This is a genomic window from Sphingomonas sp. 2R-10 (assembly GCF_030062225.1).
GTDB lineage: Bacteria > Pseudomonadota > Alphaproteobacteria > Sphingomonadales > Sphingomonadaceae > Sphingomonas.
Genome location: NZ_JASCXF010000053.1, coordinates 18,388 through 28,856, shown reverse-complemented (window position 1 = coordinate 28,856; position 10,469 = coordinate 18,388). Strand labels below are relative to the sequence as shown.

Genomic DNA, 10,469 nt, shown 5'->3' with positions numbered 1-10,469 from the left:
GGGGCGGGGTGCTGCCGCGAAATATGCCGAAACCCCCTTCCCCCAGCTTCGCTGGTCCCCCTCCCCGTGCCGGGGAGGACCTTTTACTTCTCCACGCCCTTGGCCTTCCCCCATGCCCTTGCGGCGGTGTAGCCGAGATAGCCGGTGCCGAAGAGCGCGTAGAGTTCCTCGGGGATGCCGCGCAGGTACGCGGTCATGCCGCGGGCGATGCCGGCGGCCATGTCGGGCTGCACCGCCGAGATCAGCCCCATCGGGATCGCCCACAGCAGCAGCGCGTACATCACATAGAGGAAACCCGGCCGGGCGCGCGAGGTCCATGGGTCGGTCGACTGCGCCTCGGCGACGATCGCCGAGAGCTGCGCCTTCACCCGGTCGAGATCGGCCGTCGATTCGAGCTTCAGGAGTTCCAGCTTGGCGGCGTCGCGCGCCTTCGGGTCGGGAATGAGCTTGTCGAGCAGCGCCGCGATCGGCGCGATCAGGGTGTTGAGCATGGGGTTCATCCTGTCGTGGAAGTTGGCAGAAGTTGCGCGAAATCAGCCCGTGCGCTGCGCCAGCCAGCCATAGAGAAAGGCTTCGTTGGCGGGCCGCGTCTCGGCGAGGCGGAGATAGCGTTCGCCCTGCAAGACATTGATCGCCTTCACCAAAACCGCCTCCGCCGCGGGACCGCGCGTGGCGAGCAGGGTGTCGAGCGCCGTAAGCGTCCGTGCGCCGATGTTGGCGTCGACGGTCAGGTCGGGCCAGTCGCGCTGCTGGCGGTTGAGGGCGTTGAGCACGCGTTGCAGGAAGGTCGCGGCGACCGCCGGCCCCATGTTGACGCCGGTGTCGAACAGTTCGGCGGCGAGCGCGGGTGCGCGCGTCGCGATGCGGTCGAACGCGGGAAGCTGCCAGTAGCGGCGGCGATAGATGCGTGCGGCAAGGGCACGCGGCAGGTCGCGCATCGCCTGCGTATAACCTTCGGCGCGGGCGACGGCCTGCGTGATGCCGTAGCGGGTCGGGCCGCCGCGGTCGGCGGGGTGGTCGACATAACCGCCTTCGCGGTCGATCACGTCGTCGATCAATCGGGTAACGTCCATGTACGCCTCCTGTTGGAGATGGAGAGTAACCAGAACGGTTCGTTGTAGGAAAGCTGGATTGCGTCGGCGTATGCGCCGCCGCAATCCAGCCCCCGCGCAGATGGGGGGGGGGGCTGGATGTGGTGATGTTTGCGATTGGCGCTCTGGACCCCCGGCGAGGGGGTACGGCCTTTGGGCGCGCGTCCTTATCCAACCCGCTTGGTTCGAGCAGCTTCGAGCTTGTCGAGAAGCGTCGGTCGAGAACGGGTCGTTTGGGGTGACGCCTTCTCCACTTCGGTTCTCGACAGGCTCGAACCTGCGCTCGAAGCAAACGGCAGGGGGGAAGGAGAGTGCGGGTGGAGCGTGGCATTCCCCGCAAACGGCGTACCCCGGCGGAGGCCGGGCCCAGTCAGCGGACGTTGGCGACCTGGTCGCAACCTCTCCCGACTAAACCCCGGCCTTCGCCGGGGTACGGCGAGGAGCTGGCTCTGTTCGAGACTTTCGCCGAGGTCTCGCCTTCGCCGGGCTACGTATTCCGGTGGACGGGGCGGCGCGCGCACGCCGCCCCGTCACCTCATTTGATGTCCAGCATCACCACCGACTTCGCCGGCAGCGTCACCGACAGCGTGCCGTTCGCCACCTGCGCACCGGTGAAGGCCGCCGGTACCACCGCGTTCGGATTGGCGAAGTCGTTATGCGCGGTCATCGTCGGTGCGGTCAGCACGCGGCCGGTGACGGTCGCGCCGGCGATGCCGGTCAGCGACGCGGTGACCGGGGCGGGGCGGTTGGGGTCGGCGTTCGACAGGGCGATATGCACCACCCCGTCCTTGCCGCGCACCGCCGAAGCCGACACCGCCGGGATCGCCCATTTGTCACGCGAATACCACGGGCTGTCGATCGTGATCGGCAGGACGATGCCGTCCATATACGGCTTGTACATCTCGAACACGTGATAGGTCGGCGTCAGGACCATCTTCGGCCCGTCGGTCAGGATCATCGCCTGCAACACGTTCACCATCTGCGCGATGGCGGTCATCTTCACCCGGTCGGCATGTTTCGCGAAGATGTTGAGGTTGATCGCCGCGACCAGCGCGTCGCGCATCGTGTTCTGCTGGCGCAGGAAGCCGGGATGGGTGCCCGGATCCTGCGCATACCACGTGCCCCATTCGTCGACGGCCAGCCACACGCGCTTCTTCGGATCGTATTTGTCCATGATCGCGCTGTGCTTCGCGACCATTTCCTCCATCTTCCACGTCCGGCCGAGCGTTTCCGCCCAGTCGGATTCGTTGAACTGCGTCGGCGAACCCTTGGGCGGCCAGGTGCCGCCGGGGACGGTATAGTAATGGAGCGAGACGGCATCGATCTGGCCGATCGCCTCGCGCATCATCACTTCGGTCCAGTTATAGTCCTCGGAATTGGCGCCCGATGCGATCTTGAGGATGCGGCTGCCCTCGGGCGACTTGATGAAGGTCGCGAAGCGGCGCGTCTCGTCGGCGGCATATTCGGGGCGCATGTTGCCGCCGCAGCCCCATAACTCGTTGCCGATGCCGAAATAGGGGATCTTCCACGGCGCCTTGCGGCCGTTCTTCGCCCGCTCGTCGGCCAGCGTCCCGGCCTGTTGCGTCATGTATTCGACCCATTCGGCCATTTCGCGGGGAGAGCCGTTGCCGACATTGCCCGAGATATAGGCTTCCGCACCGACCTGTTCGGTCAGGTCCATGAATTCGTGCGTGCCGACCGCATTGTCCTCGGTCACGCCGCCCCAATGGGTGTTGATCTTGACCGGGCGCTTGTTGCGCGGGCCGATCCCCTCGCGCCAGTGATATTCGTCGGCGAAGCAGCCGCCGGGCCAGCGGATCGCGGGTACGCCCAGCCGCTTGAGCGCGGCGACGACGTCGTTGCGGAAGCCGCGGGTGTTGGGAATGTTGCGGTCGTTGCCGACCCACAGCCCGCCATAGATGCCGGTGCCGAGATGCTCGGCGAACTGGGTGAAGATGCGCCGGTCATAGGTCGGACCGCCCTGATCCCCGCGAATGGTGATCGTCGCCGGTTCGCCCGGTTGCGGCGGCGGCGTGGTCTGCGCGACCGCGCCCGCCGCGATGAGCAGCGACGCGGTGCCGAGCACGATGGCGCGCGCGCGCCGGCGCAGCGTGTGGCGCATGGATGTGTGGCCCATCATGGGATCGATCCCCCTCCTTTATTGTCTGACTATTGGTAGCGCTCCCTCTCCGTCCGATCAAGTCGGGATCGGGATGCTTTGCAGCACGCGGCGGGGCGGGTAAGAGGGGGCTTCCGTCCCTATCATCGCAGGTTGCAAGCTTTTGACGTCATCCCCCCAGTCGTGCGGCCTCGTCGCGGTCCTTGGTGCTCCGAATGCGGGCAAGTCGACGCTGGTCAATGCGCTGGTCGGACAGAAGGTCGCGATCACCAGTCCCAAGGCGCAGACGACACGCACCCGGTTGATGGGCATCGCGATCGAGGGGGACACGCAGCTGCTGCTGGTCGACACGCCGGGCATCTTCGAGCCGAAGCGGCGGCTGGACCGGGCGATGGTGTCGGCGGCGTGGGAAGGTACGGCGGGCGCGGATGCGGTCGCGGTGGTCGTCGACGGCAAGGGCGGGATCGGCCCGAAGGTCCGCGCCATCGTCGAGCCGCTTAGCGACCGCAAGGAGCCGAAGCTGCTGATCCTGAACAAGGTCGACATCGCCGACAAGCCGCGCTTGCTGGACCATGCCGCGCGGCTGCACGAGATGGCGGCGTTCGAGGAGACGTTCTTCGTCAGCGCCACGACCGGCGACGGGCTGGCGGAGATGAAGGCGGCGCTGGCGAAGCGGATGCCCGCGGGGCCGTGGCATTTCCCCGAGGATCAGGTCAGCGACGCCACCGACCGGATGCTGGCGGCCGAGGTCACGCGCGAGCAGCTGTACCACCAGCTGCACGAGGAGCTGCCGTATGCGAGCGCGGTTGACACCGAACGCTATCTGGAGCGTGACGACGGATCGGTCGAGATCCACCAGCAGATTTATGTCGCGCGCGACACGCAGCGCGCGATCGTGCTGGGCAAGGGCGGGCAGCGGATCAAGGAAATCGGCGCGACCGCCCGCAAGGAATTGCAGGAATTGCTGGGGGTGCGGGTGCACCTGTACCTGCATGTGAAGGTCAAGCCGAACTGGGAAGAGGACCGGATGCTGTACCGGGACATCGGGCTGGACTGGGTGGAGTAGGGTTCGTTTCTTCTCCCGTTCGTGCTGAGTAGGGGCTGAGCGAAGTCGAAGACCCGTATCGAAGCATCCGTGGCGGTCCTTCGATACGCCATTTCGACAAGCTCAATGGCTACTCAGGACGAACGGTTGTGGGCGTCTCCTGCAATCAGAACAGTTTCCGCACCGACAGCCGCACGATCCGGCCATAGGGGTCGAGGAACGATGGCTGGAAACGAAACGGTATCGTGCCGGTGCGGTCGCGGACGTCGACGCGGTCGTTGAGCAGGTTCTGCACGTCGAGCTGGAACGACATGCGCTTCGCCCAGGTCGCGCGCGGTGCGAACTTCGCGGCGTCGAGCTGCGTATACACTCCGATGAACAGCAACTCCGAAAAGCGCAGGTCGGACGCGGCAAGGTCGCTGCGGATACGGGTCGCCGGGCGGAAATTGCCATAGGCGCCCATGCGGACCGGGCCGATCGACCCGCCGATGTTGCCCTGCGCCTCCAACCGGGGGCGGCCGCTGTTGCCGTCGAGCGTCTGTCCGTCGAGCAGGTCGAGCTGCGGTTGGCCGGGGCCGAGCGTCAGCCGGTCGGCCAGCCGCGCGGTGAGGGTCAGGAAGCTCCACACCATCGGCCGGTCGCGGGGCGGCGGGGGCGGCGGCGCGCCCGCCGCGGGTGGCGCGGGCGGTGCAGGGGCGGGGCCGACCGGGCCGAAGAACGACATTTCGGCCTGCAGCTTGCGCTCGACCTCGCGGAACAGGTTCACCGGGCGCAGGTCGGCACGGAGCAGCTGGCCGGCGGCATCGCGCGGAAAGCGTTCGGGAAAGGCTGCCTGCAACGCCGCGGTCGCGCTGCCGGGATAGATCAGCTGGTCGGTGATGCGCGTGTCGACATAGTTGAGCGAGACGCGCAGCTGCCTGTTCTTGACCGGTTGCCACGCGATGCCCAGCGTGCTGATCCGGCGCGTTTCGGGCGCGAGGTCGGTATTGCCGCCGCCGGTGACGGTGACCGGCGCGCTGGTGCCGGTGACGAAGTCGAAGAACGGCACGTTGGGCACGGTGACGACCGGCGCGGTCAGCGTGGCGATCGCCGGCGGGGTGCGCGCGGTGTTGATCGACGCGGTCAGCTGGATCGGGCGCCACGGCGTCCAGTTCAGCGCGAAGTTGCTGCTGGCGAGGCTGCCATAGTCCGACACGCCGACCAGCCCGAGCGTGGCATTGGCGGACAGCGATCCGATGGCGGACAGCACGCCGCGATCGGCCGAGGCGATCGGCAGGTCGAGGCTGGCGCTGCCGCCGCGAACGGTGCGGGTCAGCCCGGTCGCGCGGCCATCGTCGCCCGCCAGCAGCCCGCTGCCCTGCGAACGGGCATAGTCGGCGTTCAGCGTCAGCTGCGCCGTACCCGCGGGCAGGTCCAGCACCGGACCGTTCGCGGTCGCCTTGCCGGTCAGCGTGCCGGTGACGCTGCGGCTGCGCGTGACGATCATCGGCTGCGCGGCGAGGACCGGCGACAGGTCGAACGGGTCGGCGCCGGCATCGACCGCCGCCTGCAACCCGCCCGGCGCGACGCCGCGATCGACCGCGGCGCGCGCCCGGACCCGGTCGTAGCCGCCGGTCACCGTCCACATCCACCGGCCGAACCCGCCCTGTACCGTGCTGCCGGCATGCAGCGTCAGGTTGTCGTTGCGCTGGCTGAGCGTCGGTCCTTCGTCGAGATAGCGGTCGAGCAGGACGCCGCGGGCAAAGGGTGCGGCGGCAGGCAGCGCCAGCGTCACCCCCTGCAACCCCGCGCGTCCGCTGCCGCGCTCGGCCTCCATCGTCAGGTTGAGCGACGCGGTCATCGTCTTGCCGAGCGGCATGGCGTGGGTGCCGTCGACCTTCAGCAGGTCCTTGCTGCGCAGCGACAGGAAGGGCGACAGGTCGGTCGCGTTGGCGGCGTCGGCGGCGTACGCCGACAGCGTGCCGCGCGATGCGGGGTCGGCCGGCACGCCGGCGACCGTTACCGGGCGGCCGGCAAGCGCGTCGAGCGCGGGGTCGATGCTGCCGCCGTCCGGGGCGCGGACGTTGCCGATGCGGTCGAACGGGCTGTCGCGATCGACCCGGTAGGGCCGTTCGCTCGCGAGCAGCGCGTTCTGCCGGTCGTAGTTAATGGTCAGCAGCGTACGGCGATTGCCCTCGATCCGGGTCGATCCGAGTTCGAGCTTCGCGGTCTCGCCGCCGCCTTCGGTGGTGGTGCCGGCGCCCTGGTCGACCACCAGCGCGCGGAACCGCTGTTTCAGCACGAAATTGACGACGCGCACCGTCGCCGGAAATCCGAAGCGGACGGCGTCCTGTTCGGACAGCACCTCGGTCCGCTCCAGCGCCTCGGGCGGGAGCGTCCAGATCTCGCGATGGCCCGAGATGCGGCGGCCGTTGAGCAGGAACACCGGGTCGGCGCCGCTGGCCGCGGTGGTGAGCGGCTTGATGAGGCGCAGCAGCTGTTCGATGCTGGTCGCGCCCAGCGCCCGCAGCGCCGCGGCGTCCAGTACCGCGACCGGCTGCGCATCGCCGATCGCCGATCCCGGCGGGCGCTTGCCGGTGACGACGACCTCGTCCTCGTCCTTCGCCGGTTCGGGATCGGCCTGTGCGCGGAGCGGGGCCGGGGACAGGACGATCGCCGCGCCCGCCACCATCCGCCATCCGCGCTGCCCGAATGCCGCCATTCCCGCCCTCCACCGATATCGCCGGCGGACGGGTAGCGGCGGTTTCGGACCGAAGCGAGGCAGAAACGGGCCAAGGCAAGGCGTTCGCCAAGGCAGAATAGCATCGGATCGAACCGTTCGTCCTGAGTAGCCGCTGAGCGAAGTCGAAGCGGCGTATCGAAGGACCGCCCCAAGTGCTTCGATACGGGCCTTCGACAAGCTCAGTCCCTACTCAGCACGAACGGTTTTGCCCGCTGTCCTCTCCCTCCAACGAAAAGGGCCGGCCCCTCCCTTCGGAAGGACCGGCCCCGTGTCCCGCGCCCCGCTACGCCACCGGGGGCGCGGGAAACCGGTCAGCGGCGGCAGTAGCGCGGCGCATCGGCCTTGTCGATTGCCCGGCCGGCGACCGCACCGACGCCACCGCCGATGATCGTGCCGAGCAGGCGGTCGCCACGCCCGGCCACCGTGTTGCCGAGCAGGCCGCCGGCGATCGCACCGATCACCGTGCCGCCATCGCCATTCTCGCAACCGCGGTTCGAACGGCGGTTGTAGCCGCGGTCGTTGTAGTAGCCGCGGTCGCCGCGATATTCGCGATAGCCGCGATCACCACGATATTCCCGCTCGTAGCGGTCCCCGCGCCAGCTCTGCGCCGAAGCGGCGGTGGGGGCGGCGGCGGTGGCGACCGTGGCAAGGGCGGCGGCAGCGAGCGTCAGCTTCTTGAACATGGGTCTTCTCCCTAAAATCCAGTGACGGGTTCCGGTCGGGAAGTCCGTCTGTGATTTGGGGTATGCACCGATTCGCTTGAGCCGATACTGAATGCGCCTGTTAGCTGCCGTTCATTATTCTGGCGGAACGGTCGGGGCCGTTCGTCACTCCCGCGGAGGCGGGAGTCCGGATGCGCCGGCGTCGCGAATCCGGCCGAGCCGTCAGCGGTCATGGATTGCCGCCTTCGCGGGAATGACGCGCGCCGGGGGGGGGGGCGCCCGATGCGGGTTTTGCTTTAGTTCCGCCACGCGAAACCCTATATACTCGCTATGGCAACGAACCCCAATCAGAACGACTACGGCGCAGACTCGATCAAGGTGCTCAAGGGGCTGGACGCGGTCCGCAAGCGCCCCGGCATGTATATCGGCGATACCGACGACGGATCGGGCCTGCACCATATGGTGTTCGAGGTCAGCGACAATGCGATCGACGAGGCGCTGGCCGGGCACTGCGACCGCATCCTCATCACGCTGAACGCCGACGGCTCGGTCTCGGTCGAGGACAATGGCCGCGGGATTCCGACCGGCATCCACAGCGAAGAGGGCGTGTCGGCGGCCGAGGTCATCATGACCCAGCTGCATGCGGGGGGCAAGTTCGAGAACACCAACGACGACAATGCCTACAAGGTATCGGGCGGCCTGCACGGCGTCGGCGTGTCGGTGGTGAACGCGCTGTCCGATTTCCTCGATCTGACGATCTGGCGCGACGGGCAGGAGCATTTCATGCGCTTCCGCCGCGGCGATGCCGAGGCGCCGCTGAAGGTGGTGGGGCCGTCGGACAAGCGCGGCACCCGCGTGACCTTCCTGCCGTCGCCCGACACGTTCAAGATCGTTGAGTTCGATTTCGACAAGCTGGAACACCGCTTCCGCGAGTTGGCGTTCCTCAATTCGGGCGTGCGGCTGGTGCTGGTCGATGCCCGGCACGAGGAACCGCGCGAGGTCGAGCTGTTCTACGAGGGCGGGATCGCCGCGTTCGTGAAGTATCTCGACCGGACCAAGACGCCGCTGATGCCCGATCCGATCGCGATCCACGGGTTCCGCGACGATGTCGGCATCGATGTCGCGCTGGAGTGGAACGACAGCTATTACGAGAACGTCCTCGCCTTCACCAACAACATCCCCCAGCGCGACGGCGGCACGCACATGGCGGCGTTCCGCGCCGCGCTGACGCGTACGCTCAACAGCTATGCCGACAAGTCGGGCATGTTGAAGAAGGAAAAGGTGTCGCTGACCGGCGACGACATGCGCGAGGGGCTGACCGCGATCGTATCGGTCAAGCTGCCCGACCCGAAATTCTCGTCGCAGACCAAGGATAAGCTGGTGTCGTCGGAAGTGCGCCAGCCGCTGGAAGCGCTGATGGCCGACAAGCTGGCCGACTACCTCCAGGAAAATCCCGCCAATGCGAAGGCGATCATCATGAAGGTGATCGACGCGGCGGCAGCGCGCGAGGCGGCGAAGAAGGCACGCGAGCTGACCCGGCGCAAGGGGGCGATGGACATCGCGTCGCTGCCCGGCAAGCTGGCCGACTGCCAGGAGCGCGATCCGGCCAAGTCCGAACTGTTCTTCGTCGAGGGTGACTCGGCCGGCGGATCTGCCAAGCAGGGGCGCGACCGCCATTTCCAGGCGATCCTTCCCCTGCGCGGCAAGATCCTGAACGTCGAGCGTGCGCGGTTCGACCGGATGCTCGCCAGCCGCGAGATCGGGACGATCATCACGGCGCTGGGCACCGGCATCCGCGACGATTTCAACCTGGCGAAGCTGCGCTACCACAAGATCGTCATCATGACCGACGCCGATGTCGACGGCGCGCATATCCGCACGCTGCTGCTGACCTTCTTCTATCGCCAGATGCCCGAGATCATCGAGGCGGGGCACCTCTATATCGCGCAGCCGCCGCTGTATAAGGCGACGAAGGGCCGCTCCGAGGTGTACCTCAAGGACGACAACGCGCTCGACGAATATCTGGTCGAGGCCGGCGTCAACGCACATGTGCTGGAAAGCCCGGCGGGCGCGCGCAGCGGCGACGACCTGAAGGCGCTGCTCAGCCATGCGCGGCGGATGCGCACGCTGATGCGCTATGTGCCCCGGCGCTACGACATGGGCATCGTCGAGGTGCTGGCGCTGGCCGGGGTGCTCGATCCGCAGATCGACGATGCCGACCGGCAGACGCGGCTGGACGATGCGGTGTCGCGCATTGGGCGGACCGATGTCGAGGCGCAGTGGACCGCGCGCGTGACCGCGGATGGCGGGTTGCAGTTCCAGCGCCGCTGGCGCGGGGTCACCGACACGCACAATATCGAACCGGCGTTCCTGCTGTCGGCCGAGGGGCGCAAGCTCCACGGCCTCGCCGCGGAAGAGGCGGCGAGCTATGCCGGCGTGTCGAAGCTGGTCAGCGCGCGCAGCGTCGCCGCCGACCCCCTCGCCGAACCCGAGGTCGAGGACGGCGAAATCCCCGCGGTCGCGGCCAAAGGCGAGACGCTGGTCGCCCGGCCGAGCCAGTTGCTCGACGCGATCCTCGCCGCCGGGCGCAAGGGGCTGTCGATCCAGCGCTACAAGGGGCTGGGCGAGATGAACGCCGAACAGCTGTGGGAAACCACGCTCGACCCGTCGAACCGGTCGATGCTGCGCGTCGCGATCGAGCAGGCGGACGTGGCGGACGAAATCTTCACGCGGCTGATGGGCGATGTCGTGGAGCCACGGCGCGACTTCATTCAGGAAAATGCGCTGAACGTGGCGAATCTCGACGTTTGAGGGGTTGGCGGAACGTAGC

Annotated in this window: 7 protein-coding genes; 2 read left to right on the top strand and 5 right to left on the bottom strand. The window is 67.7% G+C overall.

Annotated elements, in window-relative coordinates:
• Positions 1-83: 83 nt before the first annotated feature.
• The 3 genes from QLH51_RS18245 to QLH51_RS18235 form a co-directional block, all read right to left on the bottom strand.
• On the bottom strand, positions 84-491 hold the full coding sequence (locus QLH51_RS18245; RefSeq protein ID WP_056457201.1) for a holin family protein: 408 nt from the start codon (positions 489-491) through the stop codon (positions 84-86).
• Positions 492-533: 42 nt separating this feature from the next.
• Complete coding sequence (locus QLH51_RS18240) at positions 534-1,073, bottom strand: glycoside hydrolase family 108 protein (protein WP_125662012.1); 540 nt, start codon at positions 1,071-1,073, stop codon at positions 534-536.
• 553 nt (positions 1,074-1,626) lie between these two features.
• Complete coding sequence (locus QLH51_RS18235) at positions 1,627-3,213, bottom strand: alpha-L-arabinofuranosidase C-terminal domain-containing protein (protein WP_125662041.1); 1,587 nt, start codon at positions 3,211-3,213, stop codon at positions 1,627-1,629.
• A 160-nt stretch (positions 3,214-3,373) separates the two neighbouring features.
• Between QLH51_RS18235 and era the strand changes: the two genes are divergently transcribed.
• Positions 3,374-4,276 carry a GTPase Era gene (era, locus tag QLH51_RS18230; protein WP_125662015.1) on the top strand — a complete coding sequence of 301 codons (903 nt, stop codon included), beginning with the start codon at positions 3,374-3,376 and terminating at the stop codon, positions 4,274-4,276.
• Positions 4,277-4,421: 145 nt separating this feature from the next.
• Here the strand turns inward: era and QLH51_RS18225 are convergent, their stop codons facing one another.
• Both QLH51_RS18225 and QLH51_RS18220 read right to left on the bottom strand, forming a co-directional pair.
• Positions 4,422-6,956, bottom strand: coding sequence for a TonB-dependent receptor (locus tag QLH51_RS18225; protein ID WP_206429275.1), 2,535 nt, complete (start codon positions 6,954-6,956; stop codon positions 4,422-4,424).
• Between the two features lie 332 nt (positions 6,957-7,288).
• On the bottom strand, positions 7,289-7,660 hold the full coding sequence (locus QLH51_RS18220; RefSeq protein WP_125662018.1) for a glycine zipper 2TM domain-containing protein: 372 nt from the start codon (positions 7,658-7,660) through the stop codon (positions 7,289-7,291).
• Positions 7,661-7,969: 309 nt separating this feature from the next.
• Here QLH51_RS18220 and gyrB point away from each other — a divergent pair, with 309 nt between their 5' ends.
• The gene (gyrB, locus tag QLH51_RS18215) at positions 7,970-10,450 is read left to right on the top strand and encodes a DNA topoisomerase (ATP-hydrolyzing) subunit B (protein ID WP_125662021.1); all 2,481 of its coding nucleotides are present in this window, start codon (positions 7,970-7,972) and stop codon (positions 10,448-10,450) included.
• Positions 10,451-10,469: the final 19 nt, after the last annotated feature.

Coding starts and splice junctions, on each gene's coding strand:
- QLH51_RS18245 (WP_056457201.1), bottom strand. CDS start 491: ATGCTCAACACCCTGATCGCGCCGATCGCGGCGCTGCTCGACAAGCTC.
- QLH51_RS18240 (WP_125662012.1), bottom strand. CDS start 1,073: ATGGACGTTACCCGATTGATCGACGACGTGATCGACCGCGAAGGCGGT.
- QLH51_RS18235 (WP_125662041.1), bottom strand. CDS start 3,213: ATGCGCCACACGCTGCGCCGGCGCGCGCGCGCCATCGTGCTCGGCACC.
- QLH51_RS18225 (WP_206429275.1), bottom strand. CDS start 6,956: ATGGCGGCATTCGGGCAGCGCGGATGGCGGATGGTGGCGGGCGCGGCG.
- QLH51_RS18220 (WP_125662018.1), bottom strand. CDS start 7,660: ATGTTCAAGAAGCTGACGCTCGCTGCCGCCGCCCTTGCCACGGTCGCC.
- gyrB (WP_125662021.1), top strand. CDS start 7,970: ATGGCAACGAACCCCAATCAGAACGACTACGGCGCAGACTCGATCAAG.